Here is a 21160-nt window from a genome sequence, read left to right on the forward strand (position 1 = left end):
AACTAAGCCGAGTTAATCATCAAGCACGTTCCCAACCTTCGTTCTCTATTTTTATGTACTCAATAGCGACAGCATTAGCACTAGCATCCAAGTCTGGTAAAGCTTGATATTCCGAAACCCAGCAACCAAAAACGTTATATGAAGTCGCTTTCTGACCAGCTTCATCACGAACCTCAATAGTGATATCTTTACGAAAATCTGCCAGAGACACTTCTGGACTACCACCAAGCGCCCAGACTTTGTTTGCCCATTGTTCAAAATCAGGATCTTTGCTAACACCTCGTTCTAAGGTGATGGCATCGTACTTGCTTTGTCCCGGAGACTTATAGACAGTGCTAGGGTCGCCACCTGTACGGTGTTCTATGACCTCAGTGGTTCGCTTCAGACCACTGACTTTACTTACCCCAGCCACATCCTTACCAGCGAATTTCACAACAAACTTAAAGTTTTTGTAGAGGTCTAAACGTTTACCTGAAATAGAAGGCATATATTTCTCCTTAAACTGCTATTTGTCCGGCTATTTGCTGAATCTTAAGAACGACAAATTCAGCAGGTTTGAGAGGAGCAAAACCAACAATGATATTGACAATTCCTAAGTTAATATCATTTTGGATTGTTGTTTCTTTATCACACTTCACAAAGTAAGCATCTTCCGGCTTACGACCTTGAAAGGCTCCTTGAAGGAAGAGAGTGTGCATAAAAGCTCCAAGATTCAAGCGAATTTGCGCCCACAACGGCTCGTCATTTGGCTCAAAGACAACCCATTGCGTACCGCGATAAAGACTTTCTTCCAAGAAAAGTGCGAAACGGCGAACCGGAATATACTTCCATTCATCCGTCAGACGGTCATCTCCGTTGCGCGTCCGCGATCCCCAAATCACACGACCATAAGCTGGTAGAGTTCGTAAACAATTAATTCCCAAAGGATTCAATTCCCCATTGTCTGGATCTGTTAGAGGTACACTCAATTGTGGTACACCTGTCAATGTTGCTTCTGTACCTGCTGGAGCCTTCCACACACCGCGTTGAACATCAGTACGAGCAAATACGCCAGCGATCGCACCACAAGGAACAAATTCTTCTATTTGATTTTCCCGTAAAGGATTTGGTTGCTTGATTCGAGGAAAGAAAACAGCAGCATAACTAGTTGGTTCACCAAGATCGTTCTGAATACCAGCTTTGGCCTTATCCTTATTAGTCCAAGTACTGGGCGGATCGATGATGAAAAACGCGCGACGCTCTTTACAAAATTCTGCTGCTCGATCGACTAAAGAGTCATAATCTATATTGCCATCATTTTTATAAGGCGGAATACAAAGCATATTAAACAGGTCGGCTTTATTTAAAGCGTAAAGACCCTGTTTATTTGCTTCCTTATTTGACCCTGTGAAGTCGTTCACATCTAGATAGTCACCATCCGCACCGCTGTTTGGTTCCGCTTTGGTATTTGTATCGTTATCACCCCACAATTTTTTATCAGGTGTTGGATCGGCATGAGCAGATGGTCTTTCTGTTGGCAGAGATTCATCTCTAAATCGAACTAAATAAGACTCATTCAATAAGACTTTATCTACTTGTCTGGGATGATTTGGTAGCACCGACACATTGCGAAATATTTCTAGTTGTCCTGTCTTTTGATCCAGAACTGTAATGTTGAATAGTTTTTCTGACTCTGCGTCACCTCTTACTTTAATATCTATATCTATCCGCACTTTTAAAGCATTTCCCCAACTGCCTTCATTTGCTGCTTCTAAGTTGAGACCATTAACATTTAGTTGTGCCTTCTTAGCAGTGGCTTCAGTTTCCCCTGGAGTTTGACCTTCCGGTGGAGCTTGCCCTTCTGCTTGTTTCAGCTTAGAGTGAGTGAGTCGGACAATAATTGCTTGGCTACCACCGTTGAGGTAAAAATCTCGTACAGCATAGCCAAGGGTACTATTCAGCCACAATTCGCCAAAAATGCGTTCAAAGTCGCCATAACTGTTAATAGTAATCGGCTCGTCTACAGGGCCTCGTAAAGCGCGACCAATAAAGGCAGTAATAGAGGTAGATACGCCTGTAATCGTGCGTACTCCACTCGGAATTTCTTCTACGTAAACGCCTGGATAAGTTGGTTGTATGGGCATTGTTCGTTCTCTGATTAAGAATTAAAACCTACAAATTGACAAAATAGTCAACTTTTAAATAAAAAAATTAAGATAGATTGTAAATTTTAATATCAGTAATAAGTTATTTGAGCAAGTAAGCCAAATTCGTATTTAGATATAACATTGCAGCGAATTACTTTTAATATTAGTTGTCTCATCGGCTCTGAAACTCATAAAACTCATCCCCTAACTCATAGTAAAACTCATGAAAAATAACATTTTTAAATAGGAATGTTACTAAAATAACTTGTAACTAAGTACCTTGACTCTCAACAATTGCATAGGGTCAGAAATAGAAGTGAGTTCTAAACCAAAAGCTTGAGCTTTTTTCTTCAGGTTATTAAGTAGGCGCTCTCAATACTGTTACTCATAAAAATTTGTTTACTTTCTAAAAACTTCTTGTCACTCTTTAGGAACAGACCAGAGTTTGATGGTTTTGTCGGCACCGCTGCTGGCTATCATGTTTCCATACGGTCTGAAAACTACTGACCGCACGCCTCGCTGATGCCCGATCAAATTCTCTAAGAGTTTGCCTTCAGGCAACCCCCATAACTTGATAGTGCTGTCATTGCTACTACTAGCTAATCTCTTGCCATCGGGACTGAAAGCCACTGACCACACAACTCCTTCATGTCCAATTAGGGAGTGCAACAATTTACCAGTGGGCATTTGCCAGAGTTTGACTGTCCTATCAGCACTGCCACTCGCGATCTGCCGTCCATCAGGGCTAAAAGCCACTGAGCGCACGGCTTGTGAATGAGCATTCAGGGTTTTTAGAACAGCACCATCCATGAGCCGCCAAATTTTGACTGTACCACCCTCATTGCCACTAGCTAAGGTCTGCCCATCTGGACTAAAAGCAACAGTTCTTACCCACAATCCATCCGATAACTGATGAACTTGTACGCCAGTCTGCACGTTCCAGATGCGGATGGTTGTGTCAGCACTAGCACTAGCTAACCACTTTCCGTTGGGGCTGATGGCAACGGCTTCTACATCATCTGTATGGCCATCTAAGGTACGAAGCAGTTGCCCCGTCTCTAAATTCCAGAGTTTAATCCGGTTATCCCAACTACCACTAGCGAGCAGCTTGCTATCTGGACTGATGGCAAGGCTTACCACTGCATCACCGTGTCCTTCTAAAGTATGGAGTAAGGTGTTACTAGGCAGATCCCAAATTTTAATTTTTTTATCGTAACTGCCACTGGCGAGGAAGCGTCCATCAGGGCTAATTGCAAGAGCGTAAACCCAAGTTGAATTTCCTTGGATAGAACGTAAGGGTTGAGTGGCTGCAACAGAGCTAGTAGCAACACTAGCGTTTCGGAAGTGGAAGAATAGGCTAGCACAACTGCTACTACCAACCAAAATCGTTAGGGTACTGATTGCCAATGCTGCTGAAGATTTCCAGGTAATTTTTTTCGATCTCATAACAGGACATTCCTTGTGCGAGTGGGAGAATAATCTAACTTGCACCCACTGCGTAACGGTGTCGGAGACTAGCGGTACTATAGAGTAATTTTGTCTGGAATTTGAGATGAGAACGCTTTTCCTTTCGCTTTTTGTTGTTTATTCCGATGTTCAATCCAACGTCGCATCAGAAATAAAAAGGTTGTCATGACAATCCCTACTAGCGCAATCGGGGTTAAATAGCTCCAATGCTCTGACATTTTGTCCCAAATGTGCCAAGTGAGCAGGAACATAGCTAAGTAAGTCAGGGTATGTAATCGCTTCCAATTTTTTTTCAGTCTTTTGACACTCCAGTCATTAGAAGTAATTGCCAATAGGGTAAAAATTATGAAGGTAGATATACCTTGGATATAAATCAAATAGGTATTGGGATCTAAAAAATCAAGGTCTCTCTTTTTCATTAAGAGGAAAGCGTGAAGCAAAGCCAAGCAGAAAGCCAGAATACCGATAAGTCGTCGATATTTTAACAGCCATTTAGGAAGCTTCGCTTGTTTAGTTTGAGGAAAAATTATTCTGAGATTCGTGGGCATTAAGGTAAGAATATAAGCTCCTAAAGCTAGAAATCCCAGGCTGTTTTCTAAGGGTGCTGTATCGATTGCTGCCATGACTAATCCTCGTTAATTTTTCAAGAAAAGCCACTTTTTTAGAAGTGAAATATTTCCTACACCCAAAGGAGCGAACCAGGTCAAAGCTTGCAGCGTCAGACTGGTATATTTATCTAACTCCACTTCTTAAACCTTTCAGTGATAAAGTTTCTAAATTTTACATAGCCTCTTCAGTAAATTCTTGCTTGATTTTATCTATAGCTTTATTCATTTCTTTTGTATGAATCCAACCTACGTAGCCTCCAAATATTATCTTGTTATTGTCATCTGCTAAGAATATGTGTTTTACCTGTACTGGATTTATAAAAATTTTAACTACCGTTTTATCTTTCAGTATAAAAAAAGGTGTTGCTCTTTGAAAATTTCTACTATGAGCCATAGTCATACCAGCTACATTCACCAACATTTCAACAACCTTTTGGGCTGTTTGAGAAATACTTTAAGCAATTTCCGCTTCAGTATTCCATTCTTTTAAATAATCAATTGCTTTTTGAGATAAGCGGAAACCTTCTTCAAATACACCAAGTGAATTAAACATTTAAGATTCTCCTGTTTTACTTATTTAAAAAAGCTAAATTCGTATTAGATATAACATTGCAGTGAATTACTTTTAATATTAGTTATCTTATAGACTCTGAAACTCATAAAACTCATTCCATAACTCATAGTAAAACTCATGAAAAATAACATCCCAAAGAGGAATGGTACTAAAATAACTTGTAACTAAGCACCTGTACTCTCAACAATTGCGTAGGGTCAGAAATAGGAGTGAGTTCTAAACCAAAGGCTTGAGCTTTTTTCTTTAGGTTATTAAGTAGAGGCTCTCAATACTGTTACTCATAAATCAATACTTCAATTAAGCCTAAAAGTCAGGTAAAGTAAAGTATTATTCCCAAGCATGAAAATTAACTGTGGTACATCTCAAGGATTTATCACTATTATGTCCAACGATACAAAGTGGCGATTTTATTTACTATTTTTGCAAATGCGGATTAATGCACATTTTGGACATTCCATAGCGATCGCACTAATTCATATTTTTATTCTGCAACGCCAAATGCTGCTCTTTTTTCGTAAAAAATCGCCGATACAATTCACAACTTGCGATCGCTTCAGATCCAGAAAGTTTAATCAACCCCATACTGCTTAACTTGTGAGAAAGGATGGGATTTAAGAGAATAGCTTCATTGGCATTCAGAACGTTATCAAAAGCTTGTGCTAACTCAGGCTGTTTTTGCAAGGTTGCCCAGTGACGCTGCAAGTGATTTGAATAAATTTTGCTAGCAGTGGGAGCAGTTTCTAGTAGTTGCGACAGAGTTACCTCGTTTCGACTCAGATGATAGAGAGCTAAATTTACTAGTGCCGGATGTCCCCCGACCATTGCCATTAATTGTCTAGCTCCTTCTCCATCTGTCCAATTGAGTCCATAGCGTTGGGCTAACTGTTGTACCTCTTCTTGGCTAAAGTTGTCTAACTGAATCGGTAATCCTACATTGAAAGGAGACTGATTAAGTTCAAGAGGAACATAAATATCTGTTGAGTGAACAACGACTAAACGAAGCTTTTGCCAAATGGGCAGTCTTTTCGCTTCTTCGTACCAAGAACGCAACAGAGGTAGAAAATCCTTCGCTACTTGGGGATGCTCGAAAATATGGTTCACTTCATCCAACGCCAAGATCAGGGGAGTATTAATTGACTCTAGTAGATATTCTTGAAAGTAGACGGTGCAGCTAACTTTACTTCCCAAATCTTCATCCCAATACTCGTCTAACATTGGTTGGAGCTGAAGCTGGCGGGCGATATTGGCACACAACCAGCGCAAAAGTTGATTCAAGTCGCTTAGAATTGTCTGCTCTACTTGTTCTAGATTCAAGCTGATAGTGCAGTAACCCTCGTGCTTGGCATAGTCAAGAATCCTCAGCGACAGTGAAGTTTTGCCCATTTCTCTGGGAGCTTTGATCCTGATTAACGCTCCTGGTTTCTTAATTTCTTGATAGATTTGCTCCTCAAGGTAAGAACGTTTGAGGTAAAAGGGAGAGGCGAGAGGAACTGAGCCACTGGGGTAGGAAGGTGACGTATCCTGATTAACTGTGGGGGGAAATAGCGTCAGGTCTTGTTTCAAAAGTTTTGTATTTGGAGCTGCTTCAATGATGGCATAAGACTCCAGCAGCACCTGACAGTTTTTCTTGGTCACGCGCTGGCCAATGACCTCAGAGAGTCGCCCAAACAACTCTGGGGCAACAACATTGGTAAAGTAGCCAGGACTATAACCTGCCTCTATAGCTATTTGGTTATAAGTTTTATACTGCCAAATCCCACGCAAAACCAGATTTTCTGTGGAATTAAGGGGGCGATTGTGGCTCTCAATTAGTAGGCGGTCAACAATCTCAAACAGACTATCAAGGTTCATAGAGATTACAGACAAAGCTACTAATAAAGATAACAGAAGTTACGCAAGTAACACAATATCTGCCATTTAGTAGTACAACAGTATTGCTTAGACAAATTAAATTATCCAGAAGTATAGACCTCTTCTTTCACTTTCTAGATTAAACAAAAGTTTTCGTAAATCAAACAAAAATAGATTCATAAATACGGTTCTGAACTCTCAAATTTCCCTGTTGCTTGACTACTAGCCCTGACAAAAGCAATTCTCTTTCCTCTGAACTATCAACTGCAATAATCTCTCCTTGATGCAAAATTTGACGGTAGAGTTCTAGTAGCCGAACGGATTGTTTACTTTTGAGAAGGCGATCGCGGATGGTTCTAAAATGCTCTGGTTCATCCTGTGATTCCCAATTTTGTATTACCGACCCTCGCACCAAATTTTCAATCCATTCGGCTTCTCTGTTGGTAGGGATAGGAGATGAAGAATTGCGGATAAATTTACAGAGCTTTTGAGTCAAAAAGGGCTGGCCATTAGTCCACGCTAACACTTCTTTTAAAACTGTTTGAGGATTGCTCACTTTTTCAGTCAATCCTTGAAGTAGAGGTTGTGCTTCATGCTCTTTAAACCCTTCTAATTGAATGGTCTGACCGATGTTAAAAGGCGTTCTTTGGTGGTCATTAATTAAGTCACCAGGGGTAGTTACTCCAAAAAGAGCAAAGGTTAAACGTCGATACTCTGGATTAATACTACGCTGATTATAGCAAGAGCGAATTAGCGCAAAAAAGTCATTAACTGGGAATTTTAAACTTAAGAAACTATCAATTTCATCGATAAAAACTATCAAGTTTTTAGGTATAGTATCATTTTCTTGAGCAACTTCAACTAGCAAAACTTCTTCAATAAATTGACTCAACCTCTGAACTGGAGAAATATCTCCTTGCTCTTGCCACCAAGTTTTTAGATTAACCTTTCTTAACAAACCAAAACTTCGCCATAGCTCTACTGTTAAGCCTTTGTACCATTGGTCAGGCGTGACGTTTTCGCTACCAATCCGGGTCAGATCGATCGCCCCGCAGCTAAATCCCTCATGCTGGAGATGGTGTATCATACGTACCATCAGGCTTGACTTGCCCATCTGCCGAGGATTGAGAATGTAACAAAACTCCCCGCGCTTCAACGCCTTGTAGAGATAACGGTCTGCTGAACGCACAACATAAGTAGGAGCATCCATCGGCAAACTTCCTCCCACTTGATAGTCAAAGGTAGAGGGTTGTTCGGCACTTTTGAGTAACTCGTTTTCAAAGAGCAGTTCGGCTTGAGTGGCTTTGAGAATTTCTAGGGTTTGTGAGAGTTCTTGAGTGCGCTCGTCTACTCTCATCTCTAGATTTCGGTTATAATCTTCTAACTGTCCGTAGAGACGGGCATTTTCAATGGAGATAGCAGCTTGAGCCGAAAGAATTCTTAAAACTTCAATGCGATCGCTGGTAAATGCATCTGTGGTTAAATTGTTTTCTAGATATAAAATACCGCTTAGTTTGCCTTGATTTAACAAAGGAGTACAGAGAATCGATTTTGGTTGAGTGGCAACGATGTAGGGATCGCGGATAAACTGTTCTTCTTCGCTAGCGTTATTAAGAACTACATTTTCTTGAGTACGGACAATATAGTTAACGATCGCAACTGGTAGGATAGGTGTCTGAGAATCGCCATCTACAGAGTCAATGGGAAGCGATCGCAGTAGAGTCACATCATCAGAATCTACTGTGCCTTCAGCTTCGATCACCCATTTATGATCTTTTTCCAGTATCAGAAAGCCTTTTTGGGCACCTCCATTTTCAATTACAGTTTTCATTAACTTAGCCAGCAGTTGGTCTAGTTTAATTTCGCTAGCTAATACTTGAGAGGCTTTGGTAACTGTCATCAGATCGAGTACGTGGGGATTTGTACTACTAGTAGATTCAGTTGTATTAATGCTTTGGTCTTCTTTTCGGTTGTTTATATCCATTAGAAACTGTGGGTACTCCGATTCTAGGGCTTTAACTTTGGCTTTTGCACCCCAGCAACTATAACAATGATGGGCATTTTTCAGGTATAGTCGTCCTATTTCTTCTCTATCGAGAGAGATATAAAATTCTGCTGCGCGTTCATAACCTATGGCTTCTTCGTGAATAAATTCAGATTTTTTAGCACCTTGAATTGCTTCTTCATAAAGTTCTTGGGCTTGCCAATTTTGTTCCAATACTCGCGCTTTCTCTGCTTCTACTAAATCGTATTTATTTTGAAAATTGGCGGGGCAATGACCCGCCCATACTTTCATATTTTGTTGATTACTCTCTACTTTTTCTAATATTTGTTTTTGTTGCTCTGGGTTGAAACTATGATAGTGAGCAAGAAAGGAAAGAGAAGAGTAGAAATTGTGTTGTGGTACAGTTAAATATCCAGCATAAGATTTAATGTATCTTTCAGTTTCAACTATTGAGATAACAGCATATTCATATATTTTAAATAAATATGAACAAATTAATTTTGAAAAGTAAGCTATAAACAACAACCATTCGCTATTATCTTGCTGCCATTTATTTAAATAGTCGTTTTCTTCTTTTGTATCATTACTAATACTATTAATAAAATTTGAATTAATCTCTATCAAATTTATTATATTTTTTTTGCATATGTTAGCGTAATAAATTGAGTATTTTATTTTTAATTTTTCAATTGACTTAATGTATATTGTATAATCAACAATGATATCTTCTAAATTATATCCTCCAAAAAACTTTATCAAAAAATATGTGATAATTACATAACTTGTATACTCCTTGCACCCTCTAATTATCCCTTTTTGAGCCGTATCTATAATTTTTTTGTATGCACTTTTATCCCTGAGAAAATTTTTCCAATGCCATGCGTATCCATAATAGAAGTGGATAACTAAATCTTCTAATTCGGTCGAATTTAATTGATGAAGCAACTTTATAGACAGTTTGCCAAACTTATATCCTAAATTAATCTCTCTCGTCGAGCCAGATCTAATTAGTAAATAAGAACTATAAATAGCAGGAGCTTGAGAGGGATTACCATATTTTATACAGAGATTAAGCTGGATTAATATGACCCAGGGAAATAATGGTGAATTCATAATATTCAAAGGAGAAATAATTCTTTGTAATATGAATATTACTGCCAGTTTATGTGGATCGTTGAGTCTAGGAAGATTAGCTAATTTCTCAATATTTTGATTTTGCAAAAATAGCTCTAGCTCTCCTTCTTCTTGTTTAATTTTATTTTCTATTTCAATACTTCCTTGAGGAATATCTATTCCTAGTTCTGTTAAAAACTTAAACGCCGTACTTATCGCATCTTGCGGTTGAAATTCAGCAAAACAAGAAAGAATTTTTACTTCATATATTTTTACTTTATCAATAATATTTGTAATCTGAGATAAGCAAATCTTATACAAGGAATCAACTCGATCAAATTGAGTATTTAAGCGAAGTAATTCTAAAGTTTCTACATAAATTTCCAAAGTTAATTCATACTGCTCTTTCCAACTGTTTTTTGCTAATAATCTTAAACTAGTTTCTAAATATTTTAGAGCTACCTGATAAGCGGTTGAAGCTTTTGCTTTTTTACCAGCTTGAAGATTTAATTTGGCTAAATTATCTCTTTCCGCCCGCTCAATAATTAATTCAGTTCCTTCATTTAAGTGATTGACAATATCAAAGATATTTGACTCTATTTCATTTAACTTTATCGTTTTCAAAATAAGAAAACCTACTTGCAGATGTACTAATTTTTTTTCTATTTCTGGAATTAAAGCATAGGCAGCTTGCTGAACTCTATCGTGCAAAAATTTGTAGGGGATATATTTGGGAACTTTGGGAATAAAAGCATTGAGAATTTCTGAAGTATTTATTGATATTTCTTCCTGATTCCAAAGCAGAGGTATTTTATAGTCATTACTCAGAGGTAAAATTAAACCTGACTCTAGTGCTGGCTGAAGTTCTCTAGCTGTAATTATTTGAGATTTGTTATTGACTATGGAAAGAATTTCTAAATTAAATTGGTTGCCAATACAAGCTGCTAATTGCAAAATCTTCTGAGTCTTTTTATCCAGTTTGGTAATCTTGCTGATAGTTAAATTAACGACATTATCAGTTATTCCTACTTTTTTAATTTCTTCAATATTCCAGTACCAACAATTTTTCTTTTGGTCAAATGACAAAATGTTTTCTTTGTGCAGATATTGGAGTAATTGAGTTAAGAAAAAAGGGTTTCCTTGAGTTTTATTAGTTACTAATTTTGCTAAAGGCTTTGACTTTTCTGTGGAGCAATTTAATGTATCAGCAATTAATTGATTAATATATTGGATTTCTAATGGTTGCAGCGAGATATTATTGATGCTAGCACCTTCTTTTTGAATTTTCTCTAAGGTTTGCATCAAAGGATGAGTAGCATCAACTTCATTATCTCGGTAGGCTCCGATTATCAATAGATATTGGCTGTCAGCATCGCTTATTAATAGCTCAATTAACTTTAAGGATGCTAAATCTGCCCACTGTAGATCGTCGAGGAAGATAAGTAGAGGGTGTTCTTTTTGAGCGAAAACAGTAATAAATCTTTGAAAAAATAAATAAAATCGATTTTGAGCCTCAGTTGCTCCTAATTGCTCAACTGGTGGTTGTTTGCCGATAATCTGCTCCAATTCAGGAATTATATCGATGATAACCTGAGCATTAGGATTCAATGCTGCTAAAAGTTCCTGTTTCCAAGTTTGTAGTGCTGCTTCAGATTCGGTAAGTAATTGTCGTGTTAAGTCTTGAAATGCTAAAGCGATCGCCGCATAAGGAATATCTCGCTGCAACTGGTCAAATTTTCCGCTAGTAAAGTATCCTCGCTGGCGTAATATTGGTTTATGAATTTCATTAACCAAGGCAGATTTACCAATTCCTGAATAACCAGAAACCAGCATTATCTCACTGCTGCCTTGACTAACTCGCTCAAAAGTAGTTAATAGTTGAGTAACTTCTTTTTCCCTACCGTAAAGTTTTTCAGGAATAACAAAGCGATCGCAAATATCCTGAGTTGCTAAACAAAACTCGTCCATTTGCCCTAAACTCTCTAAGCGATCGCGCCAGGTTTCTAAGTCAGCTTTGATTCCCCAAGCACTTTGGTATCGTTCTTCTGGGGTTTTTGCCAACAATTTCATCACAATATCTGAAACGCCTTTAGGTATTGGTTGAGATGTTAGATTTAACGTTTCTACAAGTTCATGTGGGGAAACAGGTTGTTGTGCAATATGACAGTGAACTAATTCTATAGAGTCGGTAGTTGTAAAAGGTAGTTGATTAGTCAGCAATTCATAGAAGGTAGCACCTAAGGAATAAAAATCGCTGCGGTAATCTATTCCTCGGTTCATTCTTCCAGTTTGCTCTGGAGCAATATAAGCTAAAGTTCCTTCTAGGCGCTCAATATTACTAACTGTCTGATTTTCTCGTGATAAACAGGTGGAAATACCAAAATCGATGACTTTAAGTTGTTCAGTTTCTGGATTATAAACAATATTAGAGGGATTAATGTCTTTGTGGATAATATTGGCAGCGTGAATAGCCGCCAAACTCTCAGTTGTTTTGATGGCAATAGAGAGAAATTCTTTGAGAGTAAATTGGCGTTCGGGTATTAATAATTTTAAAGATTCACCACCAAAGTCTTCTAAAAAAATGACTAGACTATTTTCATATCGCTGCAAATTGTACGCTTTAATAACCCCATCGGCATTTAAGGAGCGGGTGACTTCATATTCCTGCTTGTATCGAGTTAGTTCTGAGGGAGTTGGGTAGTTTTCCTTGAGAATCTTTAAAATAACGGGTTGATTATCAGGCTTGAGAATGGCTCGATAGACTAATGAATTAGCACTTTCATAGATTTTTTGAATAATCTGATAGTCTTTCATAGTGTTCGTGAGGAAATTTTTATAATTACAATTTTTATTGTCTTTCCTTCCCAATTCTAAAGTATCTGAAAAATTTTTTAATTTTATGTTTTTACCTTGGAGTCAGTTCTCTGATAAATCTCAGTTATCATAGTGGTGGTAACTTGAAGCCTATTTTTAAAAGCTCTACTAATAACCTGTGACTTCCACATGTCGCAGTTTTTACAAGCCGACCTATTATTTAACTGATTAAGCATTAAATCGCGTCTAAGTTGATTAAATAAATCTCCACTCCAAATATCTTGCAGAGTTTGTTGATTGTAATCTCCCAGACTAGCGATATCCTTATCAAAACCAAGTCTAAATAAGGTTTCAATGCAGTAGTATATTCTGCCGTCAGGCAAAACAGCCATTTCTATAAAGGGAAACAGACAAGCCCATCTCCCTTGCGCTTTTTGAATATAATGTTTAAGCGAATCTTGCAGAGCGTCGTTAATCTTGCTAAGACGCATATTAGTTTCTTTATATTCAGCTAAATTCAAAACAAAAACACTATCTGCTTTTGCTAGCCAACGTTCTCGAAATTTTTGTTCTTCTTCAATAGTTACATCTTGATTTCTGACAAATGATGTCCTCACCTCACAGGGAATTCCCAAGCGATCGCGCAGTCGCAGAAAATTGATAACATTAGATTCGACTCGGTTGAGATTAGCACCCCTAACTCTTAAGTAAGTATCGGTTTCAGCAGCATCAATGCTAATATCAATACTGGTTAGACCTGCTTGCAATAATGCGATGGCTCGACTTTCATCTAGCAGTTGACCGTTGGTAGTTATATGAACTCTGGGAACCCCCTGTTCTCTGCAAATTTGAACAAAATCTATAATCTTCGGGTGAAGCAATGGCTCCTCCACACTGCCAATTAAGATCGTAATTCCCTGTTCCCCACATTCTTGTGCTAGTTTTTCCATCATCTTCCAGGACATTGCATTATTACCTGTGAAGAAATCTGTTGTATGTGTTGGCTTAAGCAAAGAACTATGATATGGACACATTACGCATTTGAGATTGCAGGTATTTCCGACAATTGCCCTAACATAAGAAGGTTTTACAGCCGTGCCATAATAGTCTCCAAAGTAATGTAACTGTTCATCAATATCGGTCTGTGAAATAATAGTCAAGGGTGTTGGAATGCCAAAAATCTCCTGATTTTTACTTTCAAATTCTTGTAATAACTGACTCCAGATATTACTTAACTCTTGGGGATACAAATAAGCTAGGGTCGGATATGCAGGTAAGCCTAATTCTGATGAAACAGGTAGGGAAGGTCTGAAAGCAACTACTTTTTTTCCAGATTTTACTGCTGCCACAAGTCTCTCTACACTTTTTGATTGTAAGGGAATACCATGAGGTGGTATTTCCAGCACCATATCCGATATTTGCCAATTGTCTCGGATTTGAATTGGTAAAAGCTTTTGAGGGTCTTTAATAGTCATATTTTTTCTACAGGATTTGGATAGCACCAATGAAGAAAAGAACCACCCTTGTTTTAGGCATGGGTGGAGTCTTTAGCAATTTATGCTTTCAGAAGATTAAGATGTTTAAGTCTGTAAAACTTTGCTTATCTTAAATTAAGAACAAGTTGTAGGAATATAAGGGTTGTCTGCAAAATATTTCCCTTCTTTTCTATCCGCAATCCAGTGTTCCAATTCAGAATAAGTAACAGTACCCTCGCCAATTTGCGGGCGCGGAGGAAAGGGAATGACAAATTTAAAAAGGCTAGGACTATTTCGATCTACGTCCTCTAGCACTCCATTAAAGGCATTAACATTGACTTCAAACAAATAACCAAGACCCTTTGAATTTTGGTCATTTTCTAGTTCAAAGTCATTAAATATAGGAAAAATCAAATTTTCGTTAGATTGATAATCTTTAAAGACCTCACGGAGTAACTTGGCTTCTACATTTTCCTCCGACGAGTTATCTTTAGGATTAGCTTTCAATAGATATTTCAACTTTCCACCAGGCACATTTGGGGAATTTTCTTCAGTAGGGTGTATAAAATATTCCTCTAATTGTTTTGCAGTGTCTGACATATGAATATCTGAACTACCAGCATTAAGCCATATATAGGCAATAATTTGAGAAAGTTGTTTAGCTTGCTGATAAAGTCGGTTTAGAAAAAAAAGGTTTTGAGGAGCTTCGAGAAGCGTATCTTTCAAGAATTTCGATACTACTTCTTGTTTTTCATTAGGATGTTGTTCTGACAATTTTAATAACTGATCTACATAGCCTTTTACAAGGCTATCTGTTACTTCACTTATCTTTTCACCTTTAATAAATAAATCTCTAGTTCCAAACATGATTTTTCCTCGTCTTTCTAATATTGTGATAACTTTCAAAACAAATTGTAAAAACGGCAAGGATTATCCCAAAGAATTTTTTGCACAGTTTCTTTCGATAATTTTTCCTCAAGCTTTACCATTTCTGCAACGATGTTCGGCTTATGATCCATATGGGGATAGTCCGAACCAAAGATTAAATTGTCCGTGCCAATATATTTGATCGCCTGAACCAGTAATGGTTCTGAAGGCTCTATGGCAATAAAGCACTGGCGACGAAAATACTCTGATGGCTTGATTTTGACATTATCATGAATTGTATCCTCCCAAGCTAAATTTTCATACTCTTCATCTAGTCGCCACAGCCAGTAAGGAAGCCAGCCACAACCGGACTCTAGAAAAGCCACTTTCAGTTTTGGATGACGTTCTAATACTCCTCCTGCGATCAAAGCTAATAAAGCCATCATCTGTTCCATCGGATGAGAGCAAGCGTGAGTAGCAAAACGAGTGTTAAACCTTTCTGTACCTGTAGTTGGCAAACGACTGTGAGTCCCTTCGTGAATACCTACTGCTATGCCTAGTTGTTCGCATTCTGTCCAAAATGGCTCGTAAGCGGAGTCGCTCAATAGTCTTCCTTTGATAGGGTTAGGGCGTAAAAATACTGCTGTCCCAGCCAAAATCGACAATTTTATGCAATTCATGCACCATTGACTCTGGTGCGTGCAGATTAATTGCTCCTACCCCCTTCAACCTATCTGGATCGTAGCTGCAAAAATCTTTTAACCAATTGTTGTAAGCACGGGTAAAAGCGCCAGCAACTTCCGGTTGCATAGTATCGATCGCCCAAAGCCACAATCCATAAGTTGGATAAAGGAATGCCAGATCGATCCCCATTTGTACCATCTCTTGAACGTGAGACTCGACATTGTAGCTTTGGAAATAAGCATTAGGATGAGCTTCCATCATCTGCTTATTCCCCTTATCTCGAACTTGCCTAGAAACTTTTTTTACAATGTCTTCCCCTTGAATTTTCATGTCTGCTGAGGGAGCAAACTGTTTAAATTCTGGTTCGAGATATTCAGCCCACATACTGGGAGGTTCAATAACGTGGGAATCCGCATCAATAATCGAATATCCGTTTAGCATGATCTCTAATCAATCTGGCTCAGAATTGGGAATTGGTGCGTAACGCTACAAATCTGATTACTGCGCTGAAATTTTTTGGTAGCTTCACACATCCTACAGTTTTACATGCCAGTTGCGTCAGCTCTATTTTTATCAAACAATCGGTGAAATCGTCTTGATGGTACTACTACCGCAAGGCGAAAGTCAAAAGTCAAAAGTATTATCGAATGGGCTTTTTAGGGATTTTAACTCGAAAGTGAATCAAGAAAGACCCCTGATTTTGTAGATTATAGTAAGTCCATATATCAAGATTTGGTTTATGCATCTGTTGTGCAAGTTGTATCGTTGTAAATGACATAAAAAACTCCGTACAAATAAAGAAATTGGAAACAGATGCTATAGGCAAGTGGCGGACAATTTTGAATTATAACAGCCTCTGGTCGTTATAATTACAACCTTATAATCAGCCTTTTCAAGGTGTGTTAGAGACTCTACAAGATAGTAAGCCACAGCAACAGAAAACAGCAATATTAAAAAAATGCTATTACGTTTTGTATACCTAAATTAATAGCTTCATCGTTTGTATCAACATATATATCGATTCTGTTACCTTGAATAGCCGTACCTGTATCTAGACTTTTAGCAGAAACTTCTTGTCCATCCCAAAGTCTTAAAGTCAAGTCTGTTAGTAAAGGAATAACGTTTGGATCTACCGCACACTGTAGAGGTGATTGGCCGGCACGTGCTTGTTGCAATGTAACGCCAAACTCACCAGTAGCAGGTGGCTGTACTGTTCCGTCTGGGAGTGTAGATTGTTCTCTACTGTAAAAAGTAGCTTCTAAATTCAATTCAGTAGACATGATTTTCTCCTTAAAAGATTGAGATTTTGCATCAAATTGGTGAATAAAGTCTATCACTTGGAATGAAAGCACTCTTATCAAGTTAAAACTTAGATATTGACAGAAAGTTGGTGTGGTGCAAGCCCTAGTGTGTCTGCAAACTACATCCGTGAGATGTTAAGAAAAAACGCATTTTGTCAATCAATGTTAGTGGGACGATAAGATTGCCGCAATCGGAACCATAATCTTGCCCTAGTGTTGTAGGTTGGTGATAGCCCACATAACCTTAGTTAGTTATAGTTGCAGAAGGTTAGCCAAGCAAACTAACCTTCTGCATTCCTAGTAACTACTGCTAGTAATAGCTATTTTGCAGATGTTCTAATCAGGAATTTGAAGTACAGTACCAGGTTGTAAACTATTAGGGTTCAGATTGTGATTTGCTGTAGAAATCTTACCCCATAGATTGCCATCTTTATAAAACTGTTGCGCAATGCTAAATAATGTGTCCCCCGCTTTAACAGTGTATTGTTGTGCCATGTTTTTCTCCTTAAAAAATTGAGATTTGCATCAAATTGCGGTTTTAAAGCTTTTATTCTTTCCTTCAGTTTGTGACAATTGAGGGTGCGGAACGTGAGCTTCAATCGCAGTGAACTACCTTTGATATTAGTTTTTTTCTTAGTCTCTGAAACTCATAAAAATCATCCCAGAACTCATAGAAAAACTCATGAAAAATAAGATCATTCAGTAAGGAGAACCTCACATCCACATGGGAAAAGAATTGAGTCGCTCTTCTGTAAGTGACTCTGACAACCAACCCATTTTCACCGGAACTTCATAAAGCCGTCCGGGTGCTAACCTTTTCCACATATGGCGCATTCCCGGAACGATTACCTTGGCAACGTGAAGTCCAATATCGGGACGAGTCTGATCTAAAACGAGCATTTCTAAACCATTGTTCTCAACGATTTGTTGACAGAGCTTGACATCTTCAAGTAAATCGTCACTTGCTATTTCGCGATAATCGCCACTGACTTTAGCAGCAATTCTCTTATCTGGAACTAAATAAGGTCGATCGCTTAAAGTTGCGGTTTTCCACCAATCTACCGCCAAGCCATCTGCTGACGGGGGATATTCAGTACTTCCATCAGCTTTGGCAAATAAAACGTTAGGTAAAATTTGGTTAACTTCAGTCAAGGCTCGACTAATAGCAATCTTGGCATCGAAATGAGCGCCATAACCCAAAACAATATCTTCTACAGAGCGATCGCTTCTTCGAGTAACAGCAGCAAAAACTGGAATATTCAGATCGCTGGTAATATCTAAAACCCAAATTTCTCGATTAATAGTTTGATAATATTGCTTCAGGTTTTGAAAATAAGGCTCGTCGAAACTATCTAAATCCACTTGAGGCTTTTGTAGAGAGTTATACCACCATAACGCGACAGCATCACGCTCTACTAACTCCATAAACCCTTGCAGAATAGCTTCTTCAAGAGTATTACCCGCTGCACATCCATTAGAATCAGCCCAACAGTCAGGTTTATAGGATGGTTGATAGCCATAATAACAGTAAGCCGTTGGCAGATACTTAAATTCCTGATGGGTTAAAGACCAAACAGGAGTCCAGTCAATTTCTCTTTGTTCATCAAAAGGTTCGGGGACTTTTTGAAACCAGCCTTGACACCCAACATTCCATTGCTCTCTATTCTGATATTGCTGTTGGCTGAAGTTCATACAAACATTGGGATGAATCGCCTTGTCCCCCATTTGTTGGTAACTGGCTTTTTCTCGAATTTCATACCCTTGAAACACCCCAGAATATCGCTCGATCGCTTCGCAAAAACCACTAGCCATCGCTTGAGAGTCAGTCCTACCTTTCCCCGCACTTCTACCCCCCAAATTTTGGCGCAAACTAGCTACATCGTCGAAAACACTAAGAAAATGATGTTTAGCGATGTAATTATGAGTTAATCCATTCCCAGGAATTTTATTTAGTTCTCGCACAACGCCAGTAATGGGGCTAATATGATGTTGATATTTCCTGAGAGTTTCTTGTGGCGAACAAATACGATGTCCTCCATCAACGGTAAAGGTTTTCTGGCGGTGTTCTAAAACAACAGGTAGGGGATTGTTAGTTAACCCATTTACCATCTCTCCACAGCTAGAACATTGAGGACGCTTAACCCAGCGATGATTTTGAGTTTGCAGTGCGATCGCATCGTAAGCAATCAAATTGCTTTCTAATTGTTGATTTTCCCCCTGGACAATCCACTTAAATATCTCTGTGGCTGCCATTCCTAAAGCGGTTTGTATTGTAGATGGCAAAAATCCTAAAGGAGGAGTTAAAGGGGAAGAAATTTGCTTCTGTCTCTCAATAAACCCTTCAATCGGTCTATTATCTCGCAAACGCTGGGCTAAACAGTTCCAACAACCTGTTTTCTGAGGATTAAATAAAGGGCCTATCCAGACTATTGTCCCTGATGGCTTAACCAGTATCCAGGGAGATTGCGATTTTAAGGCTTGTTGATTGAACTTCTCTAGCTCAACATTGAGATAATCATCGGTTAAAACTACTGTCAAATCACCTTCGTCTGCTACTTGAATTTGCAGAGACTCAAGCACAGCAATCAAGTCAGATGCAGCAACTGAACCTAATGCTTTTACTGCTACTTTAGTCGAGCGCAATCTTTGATGAGCTACTGCGGGAGCAATATTAAGATGATGGCAGAAGATTTCTAAGTGCGATGGGAGAGAATTATCTTCTTGAATAAGATAGCCCTTTTGTTGCATTTGTAATAAAGCATATTGGGCTTTAATACTCACATTGAGAACTTCTTGGAAAAAAGTGGTAGCTGACTGTAAAGATTTTGGATCTTGCAGTAGCGACTGTTGAATGGTATCAATAATTTCGTCAATATTGCGATTACCATCGATGAAAGCAACTAAAGTATGAGAAAGATGATCGTTTAACCAGACTTTTCCTCTTTCTGACAAAAAAAAGATATTGTCCGCTTCTATAGTTTGAACAGAATAACAAGGATTAAATTGGATTTTAAGTTCCATTGAGCTTTATTAATTGTTTATTTACTAATTAAAGTGTCATTTTAGTAGAGTTAACTTGTAGTTAATTTTTATTGATTTTATTCTTTGTTGAAAACATGTTTAGATGTATTTAGTAAATTTAGAAATCAAATTTTGGTACAATCAATGATAGTTGAGAAGCAAAATAGATTTCCGCCCATTGTATTTTAACGGAATTTATAATGAATCTCAGGTAGCTTTTAAATTATTGTTACACAATTTTTATTAAATCATTTCAAAAGGTAATATAAAAGCTCATATAAAAACTCATAACTTTTTATAAAAAGCAATGGAATAACTCAGAGGTTATTTATAAAGTAAATCTAAAAGCGAGGAGAAAAGAGTTCTGATAACGATAAGATACCTTAAACATAGTGTATTTACATAGTTATGTATGGCGCGAAAGTCTTACCTCACAAACTTAACGGATATGGAGTGGGAAATCCTAGCCCCCTTGATTCCACCAGCGAAATTTGGAGGACACCCGCGCACAACTGATATGCGGGAAGTATGCAATGCTATCTACTATCACCTGAAGACAGGATGCCAATGGAATATGCTTCCCTTGGATTTCCCACCCAGCTCAACTGTATACAATTACTACCGCAAATGGCAGCGCTTTGGGGTATGGGAAAAATTAAACCATTCACTGCGCGGTCAGGTTCGCTTAAAATTAGGTAAATCAACACAACCCAGCGCCCTCGCCGCAGACAGTCAGTCAAAACTGACCAAAAAAGGGGGATGTGTACGGTTTTGATGGCGGTAACTCGGCTTGACCCAGAATCAGTTTGGTCAAACTTTAATAGTGTTGGCATGGTAGAGTCTGTCCGTTCATTAGATGGTAAAACAACAGTTGAAACTCGTTATTTTATTAGTAGTCTTGATAATAATGCTCAAAAACTTGCAAATTCTGTTCGCAATCATTGAGGGATTTAAAATTCGCTACATTGGGTACTTGATGTAGCATTAAACGAGGATGACTGTCGGATTAGAAAAGATAATGCCCCACAAAATTTTGCAGTATTGCGTCAGATAGCAGTCAATATTTTAGGTCAAGAGAAGCGCGTCAAACTGGGCATCAAAAATAAACAATTTCTCGCAGCAATGGATAATAAATATTTAGAAAAACTTTTAGAATTAGCCTCTAAGTGTTCCAGCAATTATAGGCCCAATACCATTAGAGATACTTAAATAAGATGCGTTCAAACCTAAAGCAGTCCCCTGCTCTTGTGCTTT

At 38.2% G+C, this 21160-nt stretch carries 14 protein-coding genes and 2 pseudogenes; 2 read left to right on the forward strand and 14 right to left on the reverse strand.

What is annotated here, in order from left to right; translation table 11 throughout:
• Positions 1-19 precede the first annotated feature (19 nt).
• The 14 genes from NSTCB13_RS16520 to NSTCB13_RS16585 all read right to left on the reverse strand — a co-directional run bounded on the left by NSTCB13_RS16520 (position 20) and on the right by NSTCB13_RS16585 (position 19906).
• On the reverse strand, positions 20-487 hold the full coding sequence (locus NSTCB13_RS16520) for a phage tail protein (RefSeq protein ID WP_334841267.1): 468 nt from the start codon (positions 485-487) through the stop codon (positions 20-22).
• A 10-nt stretch (positions 488-497) separates the two neighbouring features.
• Positions 498-2123, reverse strand: a complete 1626-nt coding sequence (locus NSTCB13_RS16525; RefSeq protein WP_448265567.1) for a phage tail sheath family protein — start codon at positions 2121-2123, stop codon at positions 498-500.
• Between the two features lie 423 nt (positions 2124-2546).
• A complete protein-coding gene (locus NSTCB13_RS16530) occupies positions 2547-3572 on the reverse strand; it encodes a WD40 repeat domain-containing protein (RefSeq protein WP_448273037.1) in 1026 nt (341 codons plus the stop codon).
• Between the two features lie 77 nt (positions 3573-3649).
• A complete protein-coding gene (locus NSTCB13_RS16535; RefSeq protein ID WP_448273038.1) occupies positions 3650-4216 on the reverse strand; it encodes a ferric reductase-like transmembrane domain-containing protein in 567 nt (188 codons plus the stop codon).
• 157 nt (positions 4217-4373) lie between these two features.
• Positions 4374-4622, reverse strand: a complete 249-nt coding sequence (locus NSTCB13_RS16540; protein WP_448265564.1) for a hypothetical protein — start codon at positions 4620-4622, stop codon at positions 4374-4376.
• 621 nt (positions 4623-5243) lie between these two features.
• The gene (locus NSTCB13_RS16545) at positions 5244-6626 is read right to left on the reverse strand and encodes an AAA-like domain-containing protein (protein ID WP_448273040.1); all 1383 of its coding nucleotides are present in this window, start codon (positions 6624-6626) and stop codon (positions 5244-5246) included.
• A gap of 160 nt (positions 6627-6786) precedes the next feature.
• Positions 6787-12558, reverse strand: a complete 5772-nt coding sequence (locus tag NSTCB13_RS16550) for an AAA family ATPase (protein ID WP_448273041.1) — start codon at positions 12556-12558, stop codon at positions 6787-6789.
• 83 nt (positions 12559-12641) lie between these two features.
• Positions 12642-14033: a radical SAM/SPASM domain-containing protein gene (locus NSTCB13_RS16555; RefSeq protein WP_448273042.1), complete on the reverse strand. Its 1392-nt coding sequence runs from the start codon at positions 14031-14033 to the stop codon at positions 12642-12644.
• A 135-nt stretch (positions 14034-14168) separates the two neighbouring features.
• The gene (locus NSTCB13_RS16560) at positions 14169-14900 is read right to left on the reverse strand and encodes a hypothetical protein (protein WP_448273043.1); all 732 of its coding nucleotides are present in this window, start codon (positions 14898-14900) and stop codon (positions 14169-14171) included.
• A 35-nt stretch (positions 14901-14935) separates the two neighbouring features.
• Entirely contained in the window at positions 14936-15505 is a 570-nt protein-coding gene (locus NSTCB13_RS16565; RefSeq protein ID WP_448273045.1) for an amidohydrolase family protein, read from the reverse strand.
• A gap of 19 nt (positions 15506-15524) precedes the next feature.
• On the reverse strand, positions 15525-16025 hold the full coding sequence (locus tag NSTCB13_RS16570; protein WP_448273047.1) for a hypothetical protein: 501 nt from the start codon (positions 16023-16025) through the stop codon (positions 15525-15527).
• A gap of 509 nt (positions 16026-16534) precedes the next feature.
• Positions 16535-16864 carry a 3D domain-containing protein gene (locus tag NSTCB13_RS16575; RefSeq protein WP_445627607.1) on the reverse strand — a complete coding sequence of 110 codons (330 nt, stop codon included), beginning with the start codon at positions 16862-16864 and terminating at the stop codon, positions 16535-16537.
• 357 nt (positions 16865-17221) lie between these two features.
• Complete coding sequence (locus tag NSTCB13_RS16580) at positions 17222-17380, reverse strand: LysM peptidoglycan-binding domain-containing protein (protein WP_445627606.1); 159 nt, start codon at positions 17378-17380, stop codon at positions 17222-17224.
• Between the two features lie 219 nt (positions 17381-17599).
• Positions 17600-19906: a TOMM precursor leader peptide-binding protein gene (locus NSTCB13_RS16585; protein ID WP_448273048.1), complete on the reverse strand. Its 2307-nt coding sequence runs from the start codon at positions 19904-19906 to the stop codon at positions 17600-17602.
• 412 nt (positions 19907-20318) lie between these two features.
• Between NSTCB13_RS16585 and NSTCB13_RS16590 the strand changes: the two are divergent.
• A pseudogene (locus NSTCB13_RS16590) lies at positions 20319-20685 on the forward strand (IS5 family transposase); the annotation flags it as partial.
• A 34-nt stretch (positions 20686-20719) separates the two neighbouring features.
• A pseudogene (locus NSTCB13_RS16595) lies at positions 20720-21115 on the forward strand (ISAs1 family transposase); the annotation flags it as partial.
• Between the last annotated feature and the right edge of the window lie 45 nt (positions 21116-21160).

The sequence above is a fragment of the Nostoc sp. DSM 114160 genome (assembly GCF_053470305.1).

Coding starts and splice junctions, on each gene's coding strand:
- NSTCB13_RS16520 (WP_334841267.1), bottom strand. CDS start 487: ATGCCTTCTATTTCAGGTAAACGTTTAGACCTCTACAAAAACTTTAAG.
- NSTCB13_RS16525 (WP_448265567.1), bottom strand. CDS start 2,123: ATGCCCATACAACCAACTTATCCAGGCGTTTACGTAGAAGAAATTCCG.
- NSTCB13_RS16530 (WP_448273037.1), bottom strand. CDS start 3,572: ATGAGATCGAAAAAAATTACCTGGAAATCTTCAGCAGCATTGGCAATC.
- NSTCB13_RS16535 (WP_448273038.1), bottom strand. CDS start 4,216: ATGGCAGCAATCGATACAGCACCCTTAGAAAACAGCCTGGGATTTCTA.
- NSTCB13_RS16540 (WP_448265564.1), bottom strand. CDS start 4,622: ATGTTGGTGAATGTAGCTGGTATGACTATGGCTCATAGTAGAAATTTT.
- NSTCB13_RS16545 (WP_448273040.1), bottom strand. CDS start 6,626: ATGAACCTTGATAGTCTGTTTGAGATTGTTGACCGCCTACTAATTGAG.
- NSTCB13_RS16550 (WP_448273041.1), bottom strand. CDS start 12,558: ATGAAAGACTATCAGATTATTCAAAAAATCTATGAAAGTGCTAATTCA.
- NSTCB13_RS16555 (WP_448273042.1), bottom strand. CDS start 14,033: ATGACTATTAAAGACCCTCAAAAGCTTTTACCAATTCAAATCCGAGAC.
- NSTCB13_RS16560 (WP_448273043.1), bottom strand. CDS start 14,900: ATGTTTGGAACTAGAGATTTATTTATTAAAGGTGAAAAGATAAGTGAA.
- NSTCB13_RS16570 (WP_448273047.1), bottom strand. CDS start 16,025: ATGCTAAACGGATATTCGATTATTGATGCGGATTCCCACGTTATTGAA.
- NSTCB13_RS16575 (WP_445627607.1), bottom strand. CDS start 16,864: ATGTCTACTGAATTGAATTTAGAAGCTACTTTTTACAGTAGAGAACAA.
- NSTCB13_RS16580 (WP_445627606.1), bottom strand. CDS start 17,380: ATGGCACAACAATACACTGTTAAAGCGGGGGACACATTATTTAGCATT.
- NSTCB13_RS16585 (WP_448273048.1), bottom strand. CDS start 19,906: ATGGAACTTAAAATCCAATTTAATCCTTGTTATTCTGTTCAAACTATA.